The organism is Shewanella sp. GutCb, assembly GCF_002836135.1.
GTDB lineage: Bacteria > Pseudomonadota > Gammaproteobacteria > Enterobacterales > Shewanellaceae > Shewanella.
In genome coordinates, this window is record NZ_PJBL01000015.1 from 20,128 (window position 1) to 44,898 (window position 24,771).

The 24,771-nt window shown below is 45.2% G+C and carries 21 protein-coding genes; 12 read left to right on the plus strand and 9 right to left on the minus strand.

Going from position 1 to position 24,771, the window contains the following annotated elements; all coding sequences use genetic code 11:
- Positions 1-11 precede the first annotated feature (11 nt).
- Positions 12-1,514 carry a flavocytochrome c gene (locus CXF86_RS08310; RefSeq protein ID WP_102038770.1) on the minus strand — a complete coding sequence of 501 codons (1,503 nt, stop codon included), beginning with the start codon at positions 1,512-1,514 and terminating at the stop codon, positions 12-14.
- Between the two features lie 188 nt (positions 1,515-1,702).
- On the opposite strand from CXF86_RS08310, the gene CXF86_RS08315 reads away from it, so the two are divergent.
- Positions 1,703-2,461 (plus strand): TetR/AcrR family transcriptional regulator, encoded by a 759-nt coding sequence (locus CXF86_RS08315; protein WP_101098065.1) that lies wholly within the window; start codon positions 1,703-1,705, stop codon positions 2,459-2,461.
- A gap of 168 nt (positions 2,462-2,629) precedes the next feature.
- Positions 2,630-3,718 (plus strand): branched-chain amino acid aminotransferase, encoded by a 1,089-nt coding sequence (locus CXF86_RS08320; RefSeq protein ID WP_101089594.1) that lies wholly within the window; start codon positions 2,630-2,632, stop codon positions 3,716-3,718.
- A gap of 188 nt (positions 3,719-3,906) precedes the next feature.
- Here the strand turns inward: CXF86_RS08320 and CXF86_RS08325 are convergent, their stop codons facing one another.
- The 4 genes from CXF86_RS08325 to CXF86_RS08340 all read right to left on the minus strand — a co-directional run bounded on the left by CXF86_RS08325 (position 3,907) and on the right by CXF86_RS08340 (position 8,230).
- Positions 3,907-4,320, minus strand: a complete 414-nt coding sequence (locus CXF86_RS08325; RefSeq protein ID WP_102038771.1) for an energy transducer TonB — start codon at positions 4,318-4,320, stop codon at positions 3,907-3,909.
- A gap of 353 nt (positions 4,321-4,673) precedes the next feature.
- Entirely contained in the window at positions 4,674-5,615 is a 942-nt protein-coding gene (locus CXF86_RS08330; RefSeq protein WP_101089596.1) for an acyltransferase, read from the minus strand.
- A gap of 6 nt (positions 5,616-5,621) precedes the next feature.
- Positions 5,622-6,527: an acyltransferase gene (locus tag CXF86_RS08335; RefSeq protein WP_101089597.1), complete on the minus strand. Its 906-nt coding sequence runs from the start codon at positions 6,525-6,527 to the stop codon at positions 5,622-5,624.
- 173 nt (positions 6,528-6,700) lie between these two features.
- Positions 6,701-8,230, minus strand: coding sequence for a YifB family Mg chelatase-like AAA ATPase (locus tag CXF86_RS08340; RefSeq protein WP_102038772.1), 1,530 nt, complete (start codon positions 8,228-8,230; stop codon positions 6,701-6,703).
- 1,081 nt (positions 8,231-9,311) lie between these two features.
- Here CXF86_RS08340 and CXF86_RS08350 point away from each other — a divergent pair.
- From CXF86_RS08350 to CXF86_RS23035, 3 genes are all read left to right on the plus strand, one after another.
- The gene (locus CXF86_RS08350) at positions 9,312-10,388 is read left to right on the plus strand and encodes a DUF2157 domain-containing protein (RefSeq protein WP_102038774.1); all 1,077 of its coding nucleotides are present in this window, start codon (positions 9,312-9,314) and stop codon (positions 10,386-10,388) included.
- A complete protein-coding gene (locus CXF86_RS08355; protein ID WP_102038775.1) occupies positions 10,388-11,197 on the plus strand; it encodes a DUF4824 family protein in 810 nt (269 codons plus the stop codon). The genes CXF86_RS08350 and CXF86_RS08355 overlap by 1 nt, the downstream gene beginning before the upstream one ends.
- A 194-nt stretch (positions 11,198-11,391) precedes the next feature.
- On the plus strand, positions 11,392-11,523 hold the full coding sequence (locus CXF86_RS23035; protein WP_257985317.1) for a hypothetical protein: 132 nt from the start codon (positions 11,392-11,394) through the stop codon (positions 11,521-11,523).
- A gap of 143 nt (positions 11,524-11,666) precedes the next feature.
- Here CXF86_RS23035 and CXF86_RS08360 read toward each other — a convergent pair whose 3' ends face one another.
- Both CXF86_RS08360 and CXF86_RS08365 read right to left on the minus strand, forming a co-directional pair.
- On the minus strand, positions 11,667-11,942 hold the full coding sequence (locus CXF86_RS08360) for a hypothetical protein (protein ID WP_102038776.1): 276 nt from the start codon (positions 11,940-11,942) through the stop codon (positions 11,667-11,669).
- Positions 11,939-12,370 (minus strand): GNAT family N-acetyltransferase, encoded by a 432-nt coding sequence (locus CXF86_RS08365; RefSeq protein ID WP_101089416.1) that lies wholly within the window; start codon positions 12,368-12,370, stop codon positions 11,939-11,941. The genes CXF86_RS08360 and CXF86_RS08365 overlap by 4 nt, the downstream gene beginning before the upstream one ends.
- A 433-nt stretch (positions 12,371-12,803) precedes the next feature.
- Here CXF86_RS08365 and CXF86_RS08370 point away from each other — a divergent pair, with 433 nt between their 5' ends.
- Positions 12,804-13,730, plus strand: coding sequence for a LysR family transcriptional regulator (locus CXF86_RS08370; RefSeq protein WP_101089415.1), 927 nt, complete (start codon positions 12,804-12,806; stop codon positions 13,728-13,730).
- A 302-nt stretch (positions 13,731-14,032) separates the two neighbouring features.
- On the opposite strand, the gene CXF86_RS08375 is transcribed toward CXF86_RS08370, so the two are convergent.
- Together CXF86_RS08375 and ilvY are read right to left on the minus strand one after the other, a co-directional pair.
- The gene (locus CXF86_RS08375; RefSeq protein ID WP_101089414.1) at positions 14,033-14,854 is read right to left on the minus strand and encodes a GGDEF domain-containing protein; all 822 of its coding nucleotides are present in this window, start codon (positions 14,852-14,854) and stop codon (positions 14,033-14,035) included.
- A gap of 98 nt (positions 14,855-14,952) precedes the next feature.
- Positions 14,953-15,825: an HTH-type transcriptional activator IlvY gene (gene ilvY / locus CXF86_RS08380; protein WP_102038777.1), complete on the minus strand. Its 873-nt coding sequence runs from the start codon at positions 15,823-15,825 to the stop codon at positions 14,953-14,955.
- Between the two features lie 202 nt (positions 15,826-16,027).
- Between ilvY and ilvC the strand changes: the two genes are divergently transcribed.
- The 6 genes from ilvC (at position 16,028) to ilvA (ending at position 24,747) form a co-directional block, all read left to right on the plus strand.
- Complete coding sequence (gene ilvC / locus CXF86_RS08385) at positions 16,028-17,509, plus strand: ketol-acid reductoisomerase (protein ID WP_102038778.1); 1,482 nt, start codon at positions 16,028-16,030, stop codon at positions 17,507-17,509.
- A gap of 558 nt (positions 17,510-18,067) precedes the next feature.
- Positions 18,068-19,741 (plus strand): acetolactate synthase 2 catalytic subunit, encoded by a 1,674-nt coding sequence (gene ilvG, locus CXF86_RS08395; protein ID WP_180961033.1) that lies wholly within the window; start codon positions 18,068-18,070, stop codon positions 19,739-19,741.
- The gene (gene ilvM / locus CXF86_RS08400; RefSeq protein ID WP_101089411.1) at positions 19,738-20,004 is read left to right on the plus strand and encodes an acetolactate synthase 2 small subunit; all 267 of its coding nucleotides are present in this window, start codon (positions 19,738-19,740) and stop codon (positions 20,002-20,004) included. The genes ilvG and ilvM overlap by 4 nt, the downstream gene beginning before the upstream one ends.
- 4 nt (positions 20,005-20,008) lie before the next feature.
- Positions 20,009-20,938 carry a branched-chain amino acid transaminase gene (locus tag CXF86_RS08405; RefSeq protein WP_101089410.1) on the plus strand — a complete coding sequence of 310 codons (930 nt, stop codon included), beginning with the start codon at positions 20,009-20,011 and terminating at the stop codon, positions 20,936-20,938.
- Between the two features lie 382 nt (positions 20,939-21,320).
- On the plus strand, positions 21,321-23,168 hold the full coding sequence (gene ilvD / locus CXF86_RS08410; RefSeq protein ID WP_101089409.1) for a dihydroxy-acid dehydratase: 1,848 nt from the start codon (positions 21,321-21,323) through the stop codon (positions 23,166-23,168).
- Positions 23,169-23,196: 28 nt separating this feature from the next.
- A complete protein-coding gene (gene ilvA, locus CXF86_RS08415) occupies positions 23,197-24,747 on the plus strand; it encodes a threonine ammonia-lyase, biosynthetic (protein ID WP_101089408.1) in 1,551 nt (516 codons plus the stop codon).
- Positions 24,748-24,771: the final 24 nt, after the last annotated feature.

The following is a 24,771-nucleotide window of genomic DNA, read 5'->3' on the forward strand; positions in this document are numbered from 1 at the left end:
CGAAAAATTCCTTATGCCTTCATGATTGAACGGGCGGCAGTAACGCCAAATGCCATACACTCTGGTGTTGAACAACCACCGAGTCGGCTGACACCATGAACACCACCGGATACTTCACCTGCGGCATAAAGCCCTGGGATTTTTTCGCCTGATTTAGCGGCAATCACTTCTGCTTTGGTATTGATTTGAATACCGCCTTGGCAGTAATGCACTTTTGGCCATAAACGCTGCACGATAAAAGGCGCAGTAAGGTAGATGCCGGTGCTCATGTTCATGCGCTTGCCAAACTGAGGGTCTTCACCTGCTTTTACGTAGATGTTCCAATCTTCTATTTGTTTCTTAAGTGCTGTGAGCGGCAGGTCGAAATGCTTAGCAATGGCGTCGACACTGTCAAATTCCCAGGCAACGTTATATTTCAATACGTTGTGCATTGAAGGGTCTTTCATTGCTTCATGCTTAGGCGCAATTAACAGTGCAGGGTTAGGCTTACCCTCTTTATCACGACGCAGCACTTCTAAATCAGCACGGGTCTTACGGTCAGCTGTTTCATTCATAAAGCGTTGACCGGTATTGCGGTCAATGGCGATAGAGTGTGGGAAGTTATAGAGTGAGAACCCTGCGCCGTAACCAAAACCACCTTCGTCAGGTGATGCCCAAGGGCCTGATTGAATAAAGCTCAAATGCACTGGCATCGCGCCTTCGGCGAGCATAGCGATTAGGCCATCACCTGTAGCACCTCGTGCATTGGTACAACCGACATCAGCACCAAGGTTAGGATCGAGTGCTTGACGGAAACTGACGTTGGCACCGAATCCACCCGTCGCTATTAACACGCCTTTTTCTGCTTTTACATTGATGAGCTCGCCTGACTCTTCATGGCCGAAGTGATAGCCACGGCGCACTTGAATACCGAGTACGGTGCCATCTTTTGCCGTGATGAGATGTTCAAATTTATGACGGATTTTGGTTTTAACACCATAACTACGGGCTGTTTTGAGCATAGGGCGAATAAAGCCTGAGCCACTACGTTCAACCACTTGATGGCTACGGGTGGCACTGGTGCCACCCGTGTTGATGATGTGGTCGCGGTAAACACAGCCGCAATCTTTAGTGAGTTGGTAAATATAAGGTCCAAGCTCGGCGCTGTGGGTAAGCAGTTCTTCGCTAGCATAACCGCGCCCTGATTTAAGTTGGTCTTGAACCATGAGTTCAGCGCTATCTTCAATACCCAATTGCTTTTGCAAATCGGTATTTGCGAAACAGGCTTGGCCAGCATTCAGTGTACTGTTACCACCGTATACGCCGAGCTTTTCAAATATGACGATATCTTTGGCGCCTAATTTACCGGCTTCGACTGCGGCGGCAAGTCCTGCGAAACCAGAACCCACGATAACGATTTCATGTGTTTCATCCCATTTTACATCGGAAGAATTTGCGCTAACGGTAAGTGGCGCGAATGCACCAACAGCTGCAGCTCCAGCGCCTAACTTTAAAAACGAACGTCTTGTTTGCATATTTTAATCTCCAATTAACTTGGGCTAACAATATGCTTCTGCTTGTAAGTCAATGATGCGCGAAATCACATTTTGTATTAGGTAGTAAAGTTTTTTGTGGCGTTGTTCAAGAAAATGTTTCTTTTATGTATCTAATTGGTGAGAGCAGAATAATATAGATGCTGAAATAGTATTTATAGGTTTAAATAATGCGTTGTCCCAGTAGTCATTGTGACGCGATCAGGTGTAATCAATTACTCGATGTCGCGGAGGATTTAATTGATAAACAAGGGGTTGTGTCTTTTAGGTTCGCACAGATAGCCAAAGGTGCAGAGTGCTCAACCAATACCTTATATAAATATTTTGAATCTAAAGAAGATGTACTAGTGTGTTTATTTTTAAGAAATACAATATCGAGCCAAATACCGACTTTTATAAAAGAAAATCCTGACTTAACTATTAATGAGCGTTCAGTGCTGGCGATACTATTTACCTTTGAAGTTGTGAAGAGAAGCCCAATCTTTAACATTTTGCGAGTGGTATCAATTAATAGTATGTTCTGGCAATTAGCCAGCTCTGATAAAATTGAAGTATTAAAAAATAGAGTTAATTTGTTTTGGAGTCGTATTAAACGCCCATTAGAAGATGCGGTTGTATCAGGTGACTTGCAAGCAACCGAAACTGATATTAAGGATCTCAGCCAAGCGTTGTATTTTTTCCTTGCGGGTATCACCTCTTCCTTCGAAAGTAAGTTGATGGATGAGCAGTATTTTACCGCGGAAGATATGCTTGGTCATCGACATATCAGCCGTTTAATGAATCGCTACCAATGGCGAAAGCCTATAAGCCAAGAGATGATGCTGGGATTATCGTCGCGGATCTGCGACTTTCTCGATAAAGGGCATGGCAATATTCGAAGCTGTGAAAATTGCTTAGCGATAGGGAAAAAATCCGATTGCAGGGAGTAAGGTCACTAATCAATCGTTGATGTTGTAAAAGCGCGCCTATCCCTAGTTGCAAGTGTCCATTATTACCAGCGCTTAAAATGCTGAATAAATTAATGCTAGCCCGCGTTTTACTTGACTTTTTTGTGACCACTGCATAGTCTGCTCAGTCAGTATTCAAGGTGGTATGCAATGCAAATAAACTATAATTTAAAACCTGCGTTAGAGCGCCGTACTGAGCAATTCCAACCAACCACCAATGTTGGCTTTGGAAACCTCAGAACTGACCATATGTTTTTAATGGATTATCGCGATGGTGAGTGGTGTGATCCTAGGGTTGTGCCATACGGTCCATTTCAAGTCGCGCCTGGTGCAATCGCATTGCATTATGGCCAATCTGTGTTTGAAGGTGCAAAAGCATTTCAACATGAAGATGGCGAAATCTACACCTTTCGCATTGATAAAAACGCCGAACGCTTAAACCGTTCAGCGGATATTATCTGTATCCCGGCGATCCCTGAAGCAACGCAAATCGAAGCTATTAATGCGCTCATTGATGTCGACAGACTGTGGTTCCCAATGCAGGAAGACGCCTGTCTTTATATTCGACCTTTTGTGTTTGCCACTGAAGACCGGTTATCGGTAAGCCCAAGCGAAGAATATACTTTCTGTGTGATGTTGAGCCCAAGTGGTCCTTATTACAGCGACGGTTTTGATAAAGCGATTCGTTTGCTGATCAGTGAGCGCTTCCATCGTGCTGTCTCAGGTGGCACGGGCGCTTCTAAAGCCGCGGGTAACTATGCCGCGTCATTAAAAGCGGGTAAAGCTGCGGCGGAATATGGCGCTGCGCAAGTGCTTTATTTAGATGCTAACAACAAGCAAATTGAAGAAGTGGGTGCGATGAACCACTTCCATGTGCTTAAAGATGGCAGCATCATTATTCCTACGTTTACAGATACCATTTTGAAGTCTATTACATCGCAGTCAATTCTCGATTTAAGTGAATTACTGGGGTGTGATGTTCGACAAGAAACGGTCATGCTAGATAAATTTATTGCAGATATTGAGTCTGGCGAAATTATTGAAGCGGGTGGTTTTGGTACTGCAGCGGTAGTATCGCCTGTAGGCTCTTATATATTTGAAGATAACCGCATTGTTACCGTCGGTGATGGTAATGTGGGTGAGCATACTAAGCGTATCTACAATGTGCTGACAGAGATCCAAAAGGGCCATATAGAAGGACCTGAAGGCTGGGTAAAACTGGTTGAACGACGGGCGTAATACTTCTGTCGGTATTCAAAATGAAAAGCTCCCATTGGGAGCTTTTTTATGACTATTTTTTATCGCTAACTCAATGCATAGCTGTCTTATTCAATATCGCTCAGTGCAGAGCGCTTCTCCATCCCCTTAAAAAGACGGTCTGCAGAGCTTTGAGCTTCTGCTGAAACATCACATCTTATGGCTCTGTCTTATAATCGAAAGCTGGTATTAATGCGTACAGCTTGGCGTGCACTGTTTTGCGCCGTTGGATAAAACTGTTGATTAGACACCTCAGCCATAATCGCTTTATCTAAAAGCGCTCCGGTGGTGTTATTGATGATCTCTAGTTGACGCATCTGTCCCTCATTATCGACCACGAAAGAGATCTGGTAACTAGTTTCTGCAAATTCGACATTACTTGCTGAGGCTTTAGCGAGGCTTTTACGCCAATTAATTAGCTTATCTTTTGTGACCCAATAATGGGCAAAGTTGGTGCTATCAAGATCGAGAACCCTAACGTCTTGTTGCTTCGTGGTGGTGTTGGTGCAGCCTAGCAATGACCCCGACAATAATAGCAAACACGTCAAAGAGGCATTTTTAAAATGGAACCAAGTTATCGGCATTTAATGTACCCCGGTAGAAACAAGTGTTAACAAGCTGTTAATTTCGGTGTTAATATATAGGTCGAACGTACTGCTGTCTAGGTGTTGGGCTCAAGGGTTTGACTGATTTTTAATAAAATGAGATGAGCAATATTATTTAAGTGATTAATGGACTTTAAGTAGCTGACATTACTTATAAAAAGCGATTGTGAATATTACCCATTATTAAATGAATTATTTATGATGCTAATAGAGGTAAGAGGCAACTTTAGCGAAGGGCGACTTTGGGAGCTGGATTGGATAACCATGGCTAGCGTAGATCAAGCAATAAAAAGGCGCACCGTTAGTGCGCCTTTATTCAAATGTTCAATCGCTTACTCTGCTGGCTTTTTCTCTGCAATTTGTTCCGTTGGCGCGCCATGTTTTATCATTAGCTGGTGGATCTCTTCATCTTTTTCTAGCCAGAGCCGGTTTAACCAGCGCTGAAACTCGACACGATAACTCGCCTCAGAGAAGTAGCGCTTATTATCAACTTCAGGTACAGGAAGGATTTTGATCCGCACCACAATTTTTTTCAAACGACCATGCATCACTTCATGCAAAGCATCTTTCTTAAACACTTCAGGATAAAGTACAGTCACGTTCAGCACGTTAGTAAACTGCTCTCCCATCGCTGATAAAGCGAAAGCAATACCGCCTGCTTTTGGGCGTAATAAATAGCGATAAGGTGAGTCTTGGCGTCTATGTTTTTCTTCGGTAAAGCGACTGCCTTCGACATAGTTGATAATCGAGGTCGGCATAAAACGAAACTTTCTACAGGCTTTACGGGTGCTCTCTAAATCCTTACCTTTTAACTTCGGGTTTTTCTTCAACTTAGCAGGGCTGGTTCGACTCATAAAAGGCATATCAAGTGCCCAACAACCTAAACCAAGAAAGGGCACATACATGAGTTCACGCTTCAAAAAGAACTTAAGCATGGGAATATGGTTACGCAGTACATAAGTTTGCACTGCAATATCAAAACCACTTAAATGGTTACTAATAAGCAGGTACCAGCTTTTCTTATCGAGGTTGTCTAAGCCTTCAACATCCCATTCCATATCGGCCAACAGCATAAGAATACCGCCATTACAGGTAGCCCATCCCCACATAAAACGGTTCATTAGACGCGTGAGTAACACGCGTCCAGCTGTAAAAGGAACCACCAGTTTTATGATCCCGCCCAGTGAGATCAGTGAGGTCCACACAATGGTGTTGATGATCAGTAATGTGGTACTCATAAAATATAAAAATGAGCCGGGTAAAAAATTTAACATCTTGCGCTAAGCCTCTTCTCTGGTTGTTTTCACTTGTGCTAACTCAGTAAGCACTTGATCTTTCTGCTGCCAAATTTGATTCAGCTGGTTTTGGAATTCAATCTTAAACTCACGATCTTTAATATAATCACCACGCAGTGATTCGCCAATTTCGCGCACTTGAATATGCACTTTGACCTCTTTAAGTTGCCCACTAATAAATTCCCAATAAGTAGGCACTTTGTCAGGGTAGCAAATAGAAACATCAACCAACTTATGAATATGGTCGCCCATTGCTGATAGCGCAAACGCCATACCGCCTGCTTTTGGCTTGAGCAAGTGGGTGAAAGGCGAGTTTTGTTTCTGATGTTTAGCGGGGTGAAAGCGTGTGCCCTCAACAAAGTTCATCACACTCACTGGCTTACTTTTAAACTTAGCGCAGGCTTTACGTGTTATCTCAATATCTTTACCGCGTAACTTCGGATTTTTACGTAGCTGTGCAGTGCTATAACGACGCATAAAAGGAAAATCGAGCGCCCACCAAGCGAGTCCTAAAACTGGAACGAAGATTAATTGCTGTTTCAGGAAAAATTTAAGAAAAGGAATTTTGCCATTTAACACCCGTTGTAAAATAAGAATATCGACCCAAGATTGGTGGTTGGCAATCACCATATACCACTCTTTTGGTGATAATTGTGCATCACCTTGAACATCAATGTTGACGGGATGGAAAATGTCTTCAACTACCCCATTGCAACGGATCCATGAGCTGGCACAGAAATCGAGGAAATAAGTACAAGCGGTACGCGTAAAAGTGAGAGGAATTAGCTTGAAAATACTGACCACTAAAATGGGAGTAACCCAAAATGCAGTATTAATGATGTAAAAGAAGAACGCTAAACTTCCCGTAATGCGTGACACAATTGCGCCCATTGAGGACCCCAGGATAAAAAACGGAGACCTATAGTACTCGTTGTAGTGGTTTGTCTCAATCTAGATGTTAATTTTTGCCGAAAAAACCAACAAGTAAGGTGTTTTAGCCTATCTGTTGTCGCTGTATTCTCACTTTGTTGATCTAAGCATGATTCAGTTAAGCATTGCTCAGCTTAGTACTGTTTTAAGCTTGTTAATAATCGGTCTATGGCGCGGTAACCTAATGCTTGCGCAATATGGGCCCGCGATACGTCTTGTTCCTGCTGCAGATCTGCAATCGTGCGGGCGACACGTTGCAGTCGATGGTAACTGCGGACCGATAAACCTAATCGATTGACACTCTCCTCTAGAAACAACAGATCTGCCGCACTAAACCTAGCCTCATTCTTTAATTGTTTACCGCTTAGTTCACTGTTGAGTGTGCCCGAACGTGCTAATTGAACCTCTCTGGCTGCATGCACGCGTTGGGCGATGGTTGCACTGGTTTCTGCGTGAGTATTACTACTGTTTAGTGCGCCTAAAGGGAGTTTAGGGACATCAATGGTTAAGTCAAAACGGTCGAGAAAAGGCCCTGAAAGTTTAGATAAGTAACGGATAATCTGCTCGTTACTCGCTCTGGCATTATTAACATCGCCACAGGGGCTCGGGTTCATTGCGGCCACCAGCTGAAATCGACATAAAAAATTGAGCTTGGCCGCGGCTCGCGAAATACTCACTTCTCCGGTCTCCATCGGCTCACGCAGGCAATCGAGCACTTTGCGCGGAAACTCAGCCACTTCATCTAAAAATAGTACCCCGCGATGGGCGAGGGAGATCTCGCCCGGTTTTGGCATTGCACCACCGCCAACCAATGAAATGGCTGAGCTTGTATGGTGCGGGCTTCTAAAAGGACGTTGAAAGAATTGTTGTCGTTGCATATTTTGTCCTGCAACCGAGTGGATTGAAGCAACTTCAAGCGCCTCTTCATAACTGAGTGGCGGTAAAAGCTGCATCATCCGACTCGCCAACATGGTTTTGCCAGTCCCTGGTGGGCCGAGCATCAGCAAATTGTGGTTGCCCGCCGCCGCTATCTCTAGCGCTTGCTTAGCGTGTTGTTGACCAATCACCTCGCTGAGGCAGTTGTTGCTGGGCTCGCCGGTGTTGGATGTCGGCGTTATCCATTCTAGGCCAAAATCGATGCTGGGTAACTCCGACTGTCCATGCAGGTAAGCGGCTAATGATTGCAGATGAGTAGCAAAAAACACTTTATCAAAACCGACCAATTCGGCATCGGCACGATTATCAATCGGCAGTATTATGCGGTTGTTTGCTTTGCTGGCCGCAACAATCACTGGCAGTATTCCTTGGCAATAGCGCACATGGCCAGAGAGGGCGAGTTCACCGACAAATTCATGTTGTTCAATCGATTTTAGCGGGATCTGTTTTGAGGCGGCGAGAATGCCAATCGCAATGGGCAGATCATAGCGGCCACCCTGTTTAGGCAGATCTGCTGGGGCTAAATTGACGGTAATGCGCCGCATTGGGAACTCGAATCCCGCATTTATCAGCGCGCTGCGCACGCGTTCTTTTGCTTCTTTGACGGAGGCTTCGGGGAGTCCAACTAATGAAAAGGCGGGTAAGCCATTACTTAAATGGACTTCTACGGTGACCAGAGGGGCGTCGACGCCGCAGCTTGCGCGGGTTGCAACACAGGCGAGTGCCATAAACAAATCCTTTTGTTTTAGTGGTGGATAGTCCTAAATTCCAATGTGGGCTGAGGTAAGTTTAGCTAAGGTTATGAATTTTTGGGTTTTGAATTTATTTTAGATTTGAGTTTCATTTTGGGTTTACAGATAAAGGCATCAAGCTGCGCTTGACCAAGGTCGTGGCGCTTCGCCCACATTTCTACGGCATCAGGCTACGCCTGACTAACGTCGTGGCGCTTCGCTTACATTTCTACTGCATCAGGCTGCGCCTGACTAACGTCGTGGCGCTTCGCCCACACCAGAGCCAAGGGGTAAAGCGCTTGTACCCCTTGGCAATCCCTCAGCGCCCCGGCGAAATTTCTGAAAAACGAAATTTCCAACGGGGGAGATCGGTGTCAGTGAGTTGAGTGCTTAGGTTTATGAGTAGTGTTTTATGTTGGAGTTGTGAAAGATAATTAGCTGGGTCAGAGTAAACTATTACTAAATAGACACTCTGGTGCTAGAAGCTCCCGCTTTTCAAACCCTAGTGTAGATGCGGCCGTGACCGTCCATGACATGGACGTCATGGCCGAGCTTCCATGGATGGACTTGTAGCGTGTCACGGCTGTGTCTGCACATGCGCTGGCCGCAGGCCATTGGAACCACAGATACATCAAGTTGCTGTGTAACTACAAAATTTAGTTCAGAGTAAAACAACTCAATCTTTGCTTTTCGGTGATACCTCCAAAGCTAAACAATTGCGCTTTTATAACCCAGTGTAGATATGGCTGAGGCCTTTGATGGCATGGATGCCATCGTAGAGCTTACTGGGCCAATTCTGTTCCAGACAGAATTTGGCATTTCCTCCATCCATGGAGGTCAGATGGACTTGCAGCGAGCCTCCGGCATGTCTGCACATGCGATCACGACATTGGCACCACAGATATTCGAGCATCATGGCGCGCTTGGCGAGTGTAGGTCGATAACGGGTGTTTAATCAGGCAGAGTGAAGCAGAGTTTGTTGTGCCACATCCATTTACTGGCGGAAGGTACCGGTCATGATGAGTTGCCTTTATTATCAATTACGGCACTATAAGGTGTGATTAAGGAGAATCAATCCATGGAAGAAAATTCGCTTTCTCAATGTGATGCGCAGCAACGTGTTGATCAAATTCATGCATTCCAACAAGAGATGGATGAGTTGGAAAATGATAACGTTATTGAAATTTCAGCTGAACAGAAAAATAGGCTCAGTGGCTACCACCAGCAATTATTGCAACGCCTATCAGATACCTATGATGTTGACACTAGTCGCCAATCTAAACAGCTATCTTTAGGGATGAGAATTGCCTCCATGCTCGGTGCGCTGGCAATGGCCACCAGCATCTTCTTTCTGTTCTATCAGTTCTGGGGCTACCTAAATACTGCGGTTCAAGTCAGCATTTTAGTGATAGCTCCCATCCTACTGTTCATAGTGTCATTGAAACTGGCTCAAGCAGAGAAAAGTGCTTATTACTCAAAAATTGCCGCCTTGGTAAGCCTTGCGTGCTTTGTGCTTAACCTTTCTATGTTGGGGCAGATATTTAATATTACGCCGTCACCTAATGCCTTTGCTGTGTGGGCTGCTTTTAGCTTTTTGCTGGCTTATGCGTGTAATGCGCGCTTGTTGCTGTTCTTTGGCATCGTCAGCCTCAGTGGTTTTATTGCGATGAAAGTGGGCAGTTGGTCCGGTATGTATTGGATAAACTTTGGTGAAAGGCCAGAGAACTTTCTACTGCCTAGTTTACTTATCTTCCTCTTACCTCATTTTAGCGATCATCGACGTTTCAGTGGCTTTGCTTCGATTTATAACGTGATGGCAATGATCATGCTGTTTCTACCGATCCTAATCTTGTCTAATTGGGGCGAAATAAGCTATTTAAGCTGGTCACCGGAGATGGTAGAAGGCTGTTATCAACTGACAGGGTTTGCGCTCTCGGTGGCTGCTATTTGGTTTGGGGTTAAGCGCCAATGGGGCGAGGTGACCAATACCGGTAATGTGTTCTTTATTTTATTCCTCTACACCAAGTTCTTTGACTGGTGGTGGGATTGGATGCCGAAATATATATTCTTTTTCATTCTGGGCTTGTCAGCCCTGCTGGCACTGATGGTGTTTAAGCGAGTTCGTTTAAGTGACTTAAGCAAAGGAGCCACGTAATGAAAAAGTTCTTATTGATTGGTTTAGTGATACTTATTGGCAGTAATGCCATAGCGCTAAGTGGTGTGGCATATAACCGTATCGGCGTGGTGACATCAGAGTTAACACTGACTGAAAGAGAGCTAGGTTTACCTTATAACAGCGGCATGAATAAAGAGAATTCAGGCATTTTACTTGGTATGAATTGGCGCACTGCAACAAGGGTTGAAAACGCTTACAACGGCTATAACTCACACGAGGCCGAGGTGACTCAAGCACAGTTGTTAGCTCTTGGTTTTGAGGTGCCTGACAACGAGTACTACGGCGCGCAGTCACGTCAATTGTATTGGGCATTAGAGTTTGATGGAGCGTTACACACTGCTGAAATTACCAAAGCAGAGTTACGTTATCAGGCTGCACTCGAAACCTATACCCAGCAGCCTAATGAGAACAATCTTCGCTTAAAGGATGACTCTCTTGTTAGCTTGAAAAAGGAGAAGCTAACCAATAGTCGGCTATTTTTTGTTAAAGCAGCCTTGGACTATGAGTCTTTAGCCGCTGAGTTTTCTGGCCAAGATAATATGCTGTTTGTTAAGGGGCTAGCCAAGCCTTATTACAACGTTAATAACAACAGTTACCGCTTATTACTAAGAGAGTTATTGGTCAGTAACATTATGGTGCCACTGGAGTATTCCGAGGATCTGTCGGGCTTAAGCAGATTGGGTTACCAAGATATTACTGCGCCGCGTTATACGGTGGATATTAAATGGGGCAGTCGTTTGGAACCATGGATAACTAACGTGACGAACAAACAATTGGGGTCAGAGTAGACTTTACTAAATAGACACTCTGGTGCTAGAAGATCCCGCTTTTCAAATCGAGTGTAGATACGGCAGTGTCTGCACATGCGATCAAAACATTGGTACCACAAATATATTGAGTTGCGAAATAATGACGAAAATTAGCTTTATTTCAGACAAAAAAATCCCCCGAACAGAGGTCCGAGGGTAAAGGTACTTGGAGGATGGAAAAGGTTAAGCAATCATTAGCTTGGTTAGCTTCAAAGGCTTATGTACTTGGGCTGTACTGCCACGCTAATGCATACTTGATTATCTATACGGTAGGAATTGAAGATGGGATCGCTTTTTTTAAATAAAATTTTTGGGCAGAGTAGAATTAATAAATCTTGGCCTTTCAGCGATGACTCCAACGCCAAACTATTTCACTGTTCTAACCCCGTATTAATGTAGCTATGGCCAATTCCGGTCATAGCTATTGGCAGCCAAGGTTGATCTATCTTTAGCTTTCTAGCTCCGGCGTAAGGGTACGCTTTCTATAAGACTCTTCGATTGCAATCAATACTGCGAGTAAACAAGCAGTCACGATTAAAACGAAACAGTAAGGAAGAAACTGCATATATACCGCTCCCATAGCAATAGTATTCATAAAAGACATGGTAAATATCAGTACTGCCAATATCAGTGCCGTTCCGAATGCTCCTAAGATGAGAAACAGGCGTGAAATGGTTAACACTAATCCGAGGTTTTTAGTTTCTAGTTTTTTAAAAGGTTTCATTGGCTATCTTCCATTGAATACTGCTTCAGCATAAAATAACGTTCTGGGCTGCCGGAAAATCCGGGGACGGTTCCGACAATATCAAAACCAAGTTTTTTATAAAATACAGGGGCTTGAAAAGATAAGGTGTCTAATTGCGCCGTTAAACATCCGCGTTTTTTAGCTTCTATCTCTGCTTGATCCATTAACTGACGCCCAAGCCCTGTGCCTCTTGCTTGTTTACTTACCCAAACCACTTCGATGAGAAAGTTTCGATAAATGCTTCGTCCGGAAACGCCGCCGATGATGTTGTCATCTTCATCTCGGGCGATAACTGAAAGAGGGACCGTTTCTTCTGGCCCCATATGCTCGTATTTGTGCTGTTTAAGCCCCTCGATAAGCGTATCAAAAACCGCCTTATCTTCTTTATTTATGACTTCAATTTTCATTTTTGACCTATAAGTCCGTTTGTTAGTCATTCCAATCACTGCTGGAACATGTAGTTGAGAGTGCTGTTAAAAGTGCCATGGTGAGCGCTATATACCCGCTCTGGAGATCGTAACACTTAGCGGCGTGATCCCTCTGGCTAGATTGCGCCGATTAACTTATCACTCTTAAGTCACTGTTGTAAAATGACTAATAGCAGTGAGACTCTTCCCTATCTGTATATACGCAGGCCATTGGAGCCATAGATGCATTAAATAAATCGACAACATTAAAGGACGCTGGCGCCGTGGATAACTAACGTGACTCGGGACTAGAGAGCGGATGGCGTATTCATAATCGTGCTTATATTTGTTTTGATGTTCGAAAACAGCACCGCTGATGCCTGAAAAAAACTATCATAGGCCAAGTCAGTTTTGGTATGTGAGAAGGTAACGGGTGAAACAGCTAGATTTCAATTTATTGCGAGTGTTAGAGGTGTTGCTCGAAGAGCAAAGTGTTACCGCTGCTGCGTCGAGGCTGCACCTGAGTCAATCTGCGGTCAGTAAACAGTTGAGCAAGTTACGCGAAACTTTCGATGATCAATTGTTTGATCGCACTGCTTATGGCCTAAAAGCAACACCACGAGCATTAGAGTTAGCCCCAGAGCTGCGCGAAGTGTTGCAAAGGCTAGATCAATTTACTCGTCCAAATACCTTTGAACCCGCCGAGAGCCGACGCCGTTTTCGAATCAACTTGGTTGAAACTGCCTATTCGCTCACATTTCCCTACTTTATGCCTCAGTTACTTGAACAAGCGCCACAAGTGAGTCTCAATTGTCAAACATGGTCACTGGATAGCTTAGATAAGCTATTACGCTGCGAAATTGACATGGGCATTATTTGCCGCGAGTGGGATAACCGTTCTTTGTTACATATGAATCACTTACCCGAAGAGTTAGGCTATGCAGAATTGATCCGGGACTATCCTGTATGTTTGGTGAGAAATGAGCATCCGCTATTAAATGAGCCTTGGAATATAGAGACTTTTCTAAAGTATCGTCATTTACAGGTTACGTTTGGCGGGCTTGAGCACTGGCTGTTGGATGATGTATTGCGTTTAAAGTATTTGCATCGAGATATAGCGGTTAACATGACTGACTTTAATAGTGCAATGGGCCTGTGTGAGAGCAGTGATTTGATTTTATGTGCGCCTAAAAAATATGCGACTAAAATGGCAGCAGACTTTGACTTAACGATGCTTGACGTGCCGACTGAACTTGAACCCGGCGCCTATGTTTTGGTGTGGCATAAGCACTTTAATCTTGATCCCAGCCACCGTTGGCTGCGTAATTTGATTATTAATGGCGTAAAAGAGAAAGATTAAGAGGGGGCTTATTTCTAGGGGCTGTTGAACTTTCGAGCTTAGTTTTTGTTCGAATTCAATGGTTTTAGTACAAGGCTTGAGCGATGATGCTTAGCTGGCTAAGCGAAAAGCTCGTAACGCATTAATAAAATTATTGAAACGAACCCTAAGGGCCGCGCTTCTTGGCTATTTTTACGGTGTTGTAGGCTATTTGTAGAGAATAACTAAACGACATAGCCTCCGCCTTGTCAAAATAGCCAATAAACTGCGGCAAAAACAACCGTGAAAGATCAAAAGCCCCTAGTCTTTTTGATTGTTTGTGATCAATCATTAACTTTGTGTCGTTCGGCATTATCTTGAAAAACTTGAATGTGATCTGCACGCTTTTTGGCTTCATACATGGCGATATCAGCAAATTTAAGAATGACTTTTCTGTTTTCTCCGTGGATAGGGTATTGGGCGATGCCAATACTAATCCCTACGACAAGTTGAAATGGGTCACAAACGATCTCACTTAGGAAGCTTTGTTGAATCGCTTGGGCAACTTTAACGGCATCATCAGCGTTGCTATTGGGGAGTATGACCGTAAATTCATCGCCTCCAATGCGAGCGACTAAATTTCCAGAGGGGACAGCATCAAAAATACGTTTTGCTATTTCTTGCAGTACATAATCGCCAAATGCATGGCCGTATGTGTCATTGATGACTTTAAAATTATTGACATCCATCATCATGCAGCAGGTTGGTATATTGGTATCAATCGTGAGCCGTTCAAGTGTTTCATAAAACTGGATACGGTTCGGTAAGCCTGTTAGCGCATCATGGTGTGCTTGATGGTGTTTCTCTTTTAGGGTAAGCAGTAATTCGCCTATAGTACTGTTACTCATTTTTATAATTGTTAGTACAAAGCCGCCTCCTGCAAAAAATATTACCGCGACAATCATTTCTAGGTTATTCGCTTCTCTATCAAATAACATCCAGATAAAACCTAAATATCCAATAATAAATAATAGGATCATTCCAAATAGAATGCGCCATCCATTACGTTGATAGTTTGGTTGATTACAGATCTGTAATGCTGGGTATAGGGCGAGTAATAGCCCTAGAAGACCAACAGAGACCAAGGTAAGCGCAATGGTATTCATAGTTATTTTTATAGGGAATGGTCATTATATTGTAGTAGAGATGATTGTTCTTTTGTATAGATTACTTGTGCTTACTTGTGCTTACTTGAGCAGAATCGTTAGATGGCATCTAAAAAAGCTTGAATTACTGGCTCTGCTAAGCGTTTAAGTTTACAACAACACCCTAGTTCGAATGGCGGAATGGCTATTGGCGATGACAGTAATTGAATTCGGTCTCTTACTGGACTGTTATTAATCACCACTTCGGGAGTGATACTGACGCCACAGCCGAGCGCGACCATAGAGGTTATTGCCTCTTGTCCTGACACTTGAGCATAAATATTGGGCGTTAAGCCAAGTGCTTTAAACCAGTTGTCGATACGTTTACGACCCGGTCCATGTTCAGGCACGATAAACGGTAGACGATCCCATGGGATGTAGGATTCGGTCAACAGCTCTTGCACTTGGCAGCGAAAAGTGGGTGCGATGATAGACAGTGGCACGTCATCTATTTTGGCAAAATGCAGGTTTTCTGGAAAAGGATCAGGTAGCGCTGCAATGGCGATATCAGCGCGATTATTGCGAATTTCGTTGACGGCATTAGCCGCATCACCTGTGGTTAATGCTATTTCGACTAATGGATGCTCTCGCCTAAAGCGGTCAAGTAAGCCGGGCAGATGACTATAGGCGGCGGTCACTGAGCAATAAAGATTAAGTCGACCTCTTAATAAATCCTGTTTAGGGTCGATCTTGGTTTTGAGTTTGCCCCAGTGATCCAAGGTTAACTCGGCAAAATGACGATACTCCACGCCGGCACTCGTTAACGTCACGCTGCGATTATCACGCTGAAACAGCTGCGCACCTGCCTCTGCTTCTAATCTTTGCATTGCACGACTTAGCGTTGATGGGCTGACATGCATCGCTTGCGCAGTGCGCGCAAAATGCAAACTATCAGACAGATGTAAGTAGAGCTTGATGGTGCGAATATCCAAATGGTTCATCCTCTGTGTATCGCGTTTGCTAGCCGCAAGGGTTAAGAGACCGCTATCTTTCCATGTTGCACAAAGCGCAACATCATGTTCCGAATATATCATTTTCGGCAATGAAAAGCTTGCGCTATAGTGAGTTCAATCACAGCTTAGCTCGCAACTGAGCAGGCCCGTTTAAACATCCAGAATCAAGGTGGTATATCAGATGGCTAACTATTTTAACTCTCTGAATTTGCGTCAACAATTAGAACAGCTGGCTCAATGCCGCTTTATGGATCGTAGCGAGTTCAGCGAAGGCTGCAACCATATCAAGGGGTGGAACATTGTCATCCTAGGTTGTGGTGCACAAGGTTTAAACCAAGGTTTGAACATGCGTGACTCTGGGCTCAACATCTCTTTTGCCCTGCGTGCACAAGCGATTAGCGAGAAGCGTGATTCATATCAAAAAGCTACCGGCAACGGTTTCCGTGTTGGCACGATTGAAGAGTTAATTCCTGATGCTGACTTGGTGTTAAACCTAACGCCAGACAAGCAGCACACTAATGCCGTTACCACTATTATGCCGTTAATGAAGCAAGGTGCGACATTGTCTTACTCGCACGGCTTTAATATTGTTGAAGAGGGCATGCAGGTTCGCCCAGATATCACCGTCATTATGGTTGCCCCTAAGTGCCCTGGTACTGAAGTACGTGAAGAGTACAAGCGTGGCTTTGGCGTGCCAACACTGATTGCGGTTCATCCAGAAAACGATCCAAAGGCTGAAGGTTTTGATATCGCTAAGGCGTATGCAAGCGCAACGGGCGGCGACAGAGCGGGCGTATTGCACTCATCTTTCATCGCTGAAGTTAAGTCTGACCTTATGGGTGAGCAAACAATTCTTTGCGGCATGTTACAAACTGGCGCAATTTTGGGTTACGAGAAGATGGTTGCCGATGGCGTAGAGCCAGGCTACGCAGCTAAGTTAATTCAGCAAGGTTGGGAAACCACTACCGAGGCACTTAAGCACGGTGGTATTACCAATATGATGGATAGACTCTCTAACCCAGCTAAGATTAAAGCGTTTGAAATGGCAGAGGAGTTGAAAGAGATCCTTAAGCCATTATTCGAAAAGCACATGGACGATATCATCGGTGGCGAGTTTTCTAAAACCATGATGGAAGACTGGGCTAACGACGATGCTAATTTGCTTAAATGGCGCAGCGAAACCAATGAAACGGCTTTTGAAAATGCACCACAGTGTTATGAGCAAATTGACGAGCAGGCATATTTCGATAAAGGTATCTTCTTGGTTGCGATGATCAAAGCGGGCGTAGAGCTTGCGTTCGATACTATGGTTGCCGCGGGTATTGTTGAAGAGTCTGCTTACTATGAGTCACTGCATGAAACGCCACTTATCGCTAACACCATTGCTCGCAAGCGTCTTTACGAAATGAACATAGTGATCTCTGATACGGCTGAATACGGTTGTTACCTATTCAACCACGCAGCAGTGCCTATGTTACGCGGTTATGTTGAAAGCATGTCATCAGAATACCTAGGTGCTGGCTTAAAAGAGACCAGTAACGGTGTTGATAATCTTCGTCTTATCGAAGTTAATGATGAGATCCGTAACACTGCCGTTGAGTTCGTCGGCGCAGAACTTCGCGGTTACATGACCGAAATGCAACGCATTGTTGAAGAAGCTTAATATTATCTGAAGCGGAGCCTGTAACTCAATCGAGTGGCAGGCAATGCTGAAATAACACCGAGTAAAGCAGCCGATGATTAGTAAGCTATTTTTAATAAAACATTAATAATTAACATCTTAGCGACAATAAATAGAGGCGGCAGTCAGTTATTCTTACACCGAGTTGCTAGCCGGAGACCTAAGGCTAATGCTTGAATGTTATTAATAATGCAAAAGTTTTCATTGTGTTTTTTATTCGCTTTGTGGTAAATCTTAATAGTGGTCTGATCGACGAAGACCGATACCGAATTTAAGCAAAGACCCAAATTAGGAATACGAGTCACGTATGTTTAGCCAAGCCGCCCAAATTATTATTGTGATTATTACCGTCGTGATTATTAAATCACAGCGGGGGGCGCGCATGCTAAATCGACACACCTAATTAGGTTTAAGATTGCAAACAACCCCCGCGCCGAAAGGAACGGGGGTTTTTTCGTTTAAAGGCCTGCTGAAATTATTGAGTGTCGCCATTAAGCCGTAACCAAGTTATCGATACATTGAGTAGTGGAGCAAGAACAGATGGAACAAGGGCAGATGATACGGGGCGCCGACGCAGTAATAAAAACCATCGCGGCACACGGGGTAAAGACGGTGTTTGGTTATCCAGGCGGTGCGATTATGCCGATCTATGATGCCTTGTATGGCAGTTCTGTTGAACATCTATTGAGTCGCCATGAGCAGGGCGCCGCATTTGCTGCTGTAGGTTATGCTCGTTCAAGTGGCAAGACTGGCGTTTGCTTTGCCACTTCAGGCCCCGGAGCCACTAATCTTATTACCTCACTTGCAGATGCGTTGCTCGATTCTGTTCCTGTGGTCGCGATTACCGGTCAGGTTTCCACCGCCGTTATCGGTACCGATGCGTTCCAAGAGATTGATGTACTAGGCATGTCACTGTCGTGTACCAAGCACAGCTTTATGGTGACCAATGTTGAAGAGTTAGTGCCCACGCTATATAAAGCATTTGAAATTGCAGCGTCTGGTCGCCCTGGCCCCGTTTTAGTCGATATACCTAAAGATATTCAAATTGCGCTAGTGGATTACAAAACGCCGTTGCAAGCCGTAATGCCAGAACCAGAACATACTCAAACCCAAATCGATGCTGCTAATGCACTGCTGGCTCACTCTTCACGGCCCATGCTGTATGTGGGCGGCGGCGTGGGCATGGCGAGTGCAGTTGAGCCGTTAAGACAGTTTATTGCCGCGACGGGCATTCCATCTGTGGCGACCTTAAAAGGGCTCGGCGCCGTCAGTTACGACACCCCGAGCTACCTCGGCATGCTAGGCATGCATGGCTCCAAAGCGGCCAATCTAGCGGTGCAACAATGCGATTTACTGATCGTAGTGGGTGCGCGCTTTGATGACCGTGTGACTGGGCGTTTAGCCTCGTTTGCTGAAAATGCCAAAGTGCTTCACCTCGATATTGATGCCGCTGAGCTGGGCAAATTAAGAATGCCAGAAGTGGCCATTGCAGGCGATTTGCGTCAAATCCTACCTGCATTGAGTCAAAGTATGCAGATTGAAGCGTGGCAAGACGCAGTTAAAAATTTAAAAGAGCAACACCCATGGCGTTATGACCGCCCAGGTGAATTGATTTATGCCCCGGCAATGTTGCATCGTTTAGCGCAAAAACTACCTGAAGATAGTGTGGTTTCTTGCGATGTGGGTCAGCACCAAATGTGGGTGGCGCAGCACATGTATTTTCGTCGCCCAGAAGATCACCTTTCAAGTTCCGGGCTTGGCACTATGGGCTTTGGCTTGCCTGCCGCGATTGGCGCCAAAGTCGCGCGACCAAGTGCTATGGTGGTGGCAGTGTCGGGTGATGGTTCATTTATGATGAACGTGCAAGAGCTTACCACCATCAAGCGCCGACGTTTACCGGTTAAAATTTTGCTAGTCGATAATCAAAAGTTAGGCATGGTTAAGCAATGGCAGCAGCTATTCTTTGAAGAGCGTTATAGCGAAACTGACCTTTCTGATAACCCAGACTTTGTCAAAATGGCATCAGCCTTTGATATTCCTGGGCGTAACATTACCTTGGCCAGCGAAGTTGAAGCAGGCTTAGATGAAATGCTCAATAGTGAAGGGCCATTCCTACTGCACGTGTCGATAGATGATGCGCACAATGTATGGCCATTAGTCCCGCCAGGGGCGTCAAACCAAGACATGATGGATGAGATGGAGAAGCAAACATGAGCCACTACTCAGTAGCAATTAATGTGCAGCAGCAACCGGAAGTATTAGAGCGGGTGTTGCGCGTCGTCCGTCATCGCGGTTTTAAAGTCACTAGTTTACAGATGCAGCTCAACGAAAATAACACCACCAGTATTGATATGTCAGTGCAAAGCGACAGAGCGATTGCTTTGTTAACCAATCAAATAAAAAAGTTAATTGATGTACTGGACTGCCAAGTGTTGGCAAGTCAAACAAACAAGACTACCGAATCTGCAAAAGGATAAGAATATGGCCGCTAAAACAGCTGAGTTAATTTGGTTTAATGGTGAAATGATGCCTTGGGGTGATGCCAAGGTGCATGTCATGTCGCATGCTTTGCATTACGGTACGTCGGTGTTTGAAGGTATTCGTATTTACGATACCCCCGCAGGGCCAGCGGGCTTTAGATTGACCGAGCATATACAGCGTTTGTTTGATTCAGCAAAAATCTATCGCATGCCTATTCCTTATTGCTTTGATGAGTTGATGCAAGCGTGTCGTGATGCGGTGTTAGATAACGGTTTATCCAGCGCCTATATTCGCCCGTTAGCTTTTTACGGTGATGTCGGCATGGGCATTACGCCCCCCAAAGATGCGCAGTGCGATGTATTAGTGGCAGCTTTTCCTTGGGGCGCCTATCTAGGTGAAGACAGTATGGATGCCGGTGTTGATGTTGCAATCACCTCTTGGAATCGTTTAGCGCCAAATACCATCCCTACTGGCGCCAAAGCGGGTGGCAATTATTTGTCATCACTACTGATTTCTACCGAAGCTAAGCGTAACGGTTTTGATGAAGGTATTGCGCTAGACACCAACGGTCTGGTCAGTGAAGCTGCGGGGGCAAATATTTTTGTGGTGAAGAAGAATAAAATCTACACACCACCCGCCACTGCCGCTATTCTGATGGGGTTAACCCGCGATTCCATTATCACTCTGGCCCGAGATAATGGCTATGAAGTCGTTGAAGAGAACATGTCTCGCGAATTTCTCTATTTGGCTGACGAAATTTTTATGACGGGCACCGCAGCAGAGATTGTTCCAGTACGCAGCGTTGATCGCATCGAAGTGGGCAACGGTAAGCGCGGTGACATCACTAAAATAGTTCAAGCGAGTTTCTTTGGTCTGTTTAATGGTCAAACTGAAGATAAATGGGGTTGGTTAGAACCGTTGAAAAAATAGGTTAGAAGCAGATTAAGAGACGATTAAAAGCCGGTTGAGAGCTGACTTAGAGCCGGTTAGAAGACGGTTAGAAGACGGTAAGAGCGGGTTAGAAGCCGATTAAGAGTGGGTTGGAAGCAGACTTAGAGCCGGTTAAGAACGGGTTGGAAGCAGATTTAAAGACGGTAAGAGCGGGTTAGAAGCAGACTTAGAGCCGGTTAGAAGCCGGGTGAACGCTTCGCTGACGGATTTCGGAACGTCCGGGCGCTTTGCTGATGAAAGCCGGGAAAGCTAAGACGAATTATATAAATCTGAGGCAAATGCCTTTGGTTAAAGAATTAAAATAGAAGGTCAGGGTGGGTCTTTTAGAACCTAAAGCCTTCTTTAAATAAGGATTATAGCAATGCCAAAATTACGTTCAGCAACCAGTACCGAAGGTCGTAACATGGCCGGAGCACGTGCACTTTGGCGCGCCACGGGTGTAAAAGATGGCGATTTTGGTAAACCAATTATCGCTATCTCTAACTCGTTTACTCAGTTTGTGCCGGGTCACGTTCATCTTAAAAATATGGGTTCTTTAGTGGCTGGCGCAATCGAAGAGGCGGGCGGTATTGCTAAAGAGTTCAACACCATTGCTGTTGATGACGGTATCGCAATGGGCCATGGCGGCATGCTTTACAGCTTGCCATCACGTGAGCTGATTGCCGACAGCGTTGAGTATATGGTGAATGCACACTGCGCCGACGCGCTAGTGTGTATCTCTAACTGCGACAAAATTACTCCTGGCATGTTGATGGCGGCGCTTAGACTGAATATTCCAGTCATTTTCGTCTCTGGTGGCCCGATGGAAGCGGGTAAGACTAAGCTGTCAGACAAAATTATTAAGCTTGATTTAGTTGATGCTATGGTGGCGGGCGCCGATGAACGTGTGTCGGATGCCGACAGCGAGCAAATTGAGCGAAGTGCTTGTCCAACATGTGGCTCATGTTCTGGCATGTTTACCGCTAACTCAATGAACTGCTTAACCGAAGCGCTAGGTTTGTCATTGCCGGGTAATGGTTCAATGTTGGCGACTCACTCTGATCGTCGTGAACTGTTCTTAGAAGCGGGTCGCCGTATTATGGATCTTGCGACGCGTTATTATCGAGATGACGATGAGTCAGCATTGCCACGTAATATTGCTAACTTTAATGCGTTTGAAAATGCCATGACACTCGATATCGCCATGGGCGGTTCGAGCAACACGGTATTGCATTTGGTTGCCGCGGCAAGTGAAGCGGAAGTTGATTTCACCATGGCTGATATCGACCGACTATCTCGCCTAGTACCGCACCTGTGTAAGGTTGCGCCGTCTACACCGAAATACCATATGGAAGATGTGCATCGCGCCGGTGGCGTAATGGGTATTTTGGGTGAACTCGATCGTGCTGGTCTACTGCACAATGACGCTTATCATGTTGCCGGTAAAAACCTTGCTGAAGTACTGGCAAAATATGATATCGCTCAAAGCAAAGATGCTGCAGTACATAAATTTTTCTCCGCCGGTCCTGCAGGTATTCCAACGACTAAAGCCTTTAGCCAAAGTTGCCGTTGGGACAGTGTTGATATTGACCGCGAAGAGGGCTGTATTCGTACTCGTGAATTTGCCTTTAGCCAAGAGGGTGGACTCGCTGTTCTATCCGGTAACATCGCGGTAGATGGCTGTATTGTTAAAACCGCCGGTGTTGAAGTGGAAAATCACAAATTTATCGGTAGCGCACGCGTCTATGAAAGCCAAGATGATGCCGTTGCTGCTATCTTAGGCGGCGAAGTCGTTGCGGGTGATGTCGTAGTTATTCGTTATGAGGGCCCTAAAGGTGGGCCTGGTATGCAAGAGATGCTTTACCCAACAAGTTACCTTAAATCTCGTGGCCTAGGGGACAAGTGTGCGTTGATCACCGATGGTCGTTTCTCTGGTGGCACATCGGGATTATCGATTGGACATGTATCACCAGAAGCGGCAGCGGGTGGCACGATTGCTTTAGTGAATACCGGTGACAGGATTGAGATTGATATCCCTGCTCGTTCAATAAAACTGGCCATTAGTGATGTTGAACTAGCCGCGCGTCGCACAGCGATGGAGGCGTTAGGCGCCAATGCGTGGAAGCCAATAGGACGCGTAAGACAAGTGTCGATGGCGCTAAAGGCGTACGCATTATTAGCGACCAGTGCCGACAAAGGTGCTGTGCGTGATACCAGTAAACTGGTTTAATCGATTTAATGGGCTTAAGAGGTAGTTTATGTTGGCTGTAGCATCAAAACCACAATTGGACTTAGCGCATTATTATTTGCAAAAGATATTACTATCTTCTGTTTATGATGTCGCTAAAGTGACGCCGCTTTCTAGCCTAAATAAGCTCTCTGCACGTCTTGGCTGCCAAGTATTTCTTAAACGTGAAGATATGCAGCCAGTGCACTCTTTTAAGCTGCGTGGTGCTTATAACAAGATTGCGGAGCTCACAAAAGAAGAGTGTGAGTGTGGCGTAGTATGCGCGTCGGCGGGTAATCATGCGCAAGGGGTGGCAATGTCTGCTGCTGCGCGTGGTATTAGCGCGGTTATTGTTATGCCTGAAACCACCCCCGATATTAAAGTTGATGCGGTAAGGCGACTCGGTGGCAATGTTTTTTTGCATGGGCAGGCTTTCGATCAAGCCAATGCTTACGCACAGAATCTGGCTAAAACAGAAGGGCGCGTCTACGTTGCCCCATTTGATGATGAAGCGGTTATCGCCGGACAAGGGACAGTGGCGCAGGAGATGGTACAGCAACAGCGCGATCTTGAAGTAGTATTTGTTCCTGTGGGCGGTGGTGGCTTAATTGCGGGTATTGCTGCTTATTACAAAGCGGTGCGGCCACAAGTGAAGATCATTGGCGTTGAACCTGAAGATTCTGCCTGCTTGAAAGCGGCACTCGATGCGGGTGAGCGAGTGATACTGCCGCAAGTGGGTTTGTTTGCCGATGGTGTGGCGGTGAAGCAAATTGGTGCAGAGCCCTTTAGGGTAGCGCGCGAGTATGTTGATGATGTTATCACCGTGACCTCTGATGAAATTTGCGCAGCGGTAAAAGATATTTTTGAAGATACGCGTGCGATAGCTGAGCCTTCAGGTGCATTGTCGTTAGCGGGACTTAAAAAATATGTGGGTAGTAATGGCAAAGGCGAGAAGCTCGGCGCCATATTAAGCGGCGCTAATGTCAATTTTCATAGCCTACGTTATGTATCGGAGCGCTGTGAGCTTGGCGAGCAAAAAGAAGCCATTCTTGCGGTAACGGTACCTGAGCGTCCAGGAATCTTCCTGCGTTTTTGTGAGCTACTTGATAAGCGGGTGATGACTGAGTTTAACTATCGGTTCAGTAGTCGTAATAAGGCGGTTGTTTTTGCGGGTATTCGCATATCCGAAGGGCAAAGCGAGCTTAATGAGATTATCGCTAACCTCGAATCTGAAGGTTTTGGGGTACAGGATCTCTCCCGGGATGAAACGGCTAAGTTGCATGTGCGCTATATGGTTGGCGGACATCCTCCTGAGCCGCTCGAAGAGCGTTTATTTAGCTTTGAATTCCCAGAGCACCCAGGTGCACTGTTTAAGTTTTTGACCACACTGCAAAGTAAGTGGAACATCAGCTTATTTCATTACCGTAACCATGGTGCTGCCTATGGCAGAGTGTTAGCCGGCTTTGAAGTGCCAGAGAGTGATAATCTTGCTTTTCAGCAGTTTTTAATTGAGCTTGGTTTCATCTATCAAGAGGAAACCCAGAGTCCAGCGTATCGGTTATTTCTCGATAACCGCGCATAGATTGTGGTTTTTATATAAAATTTT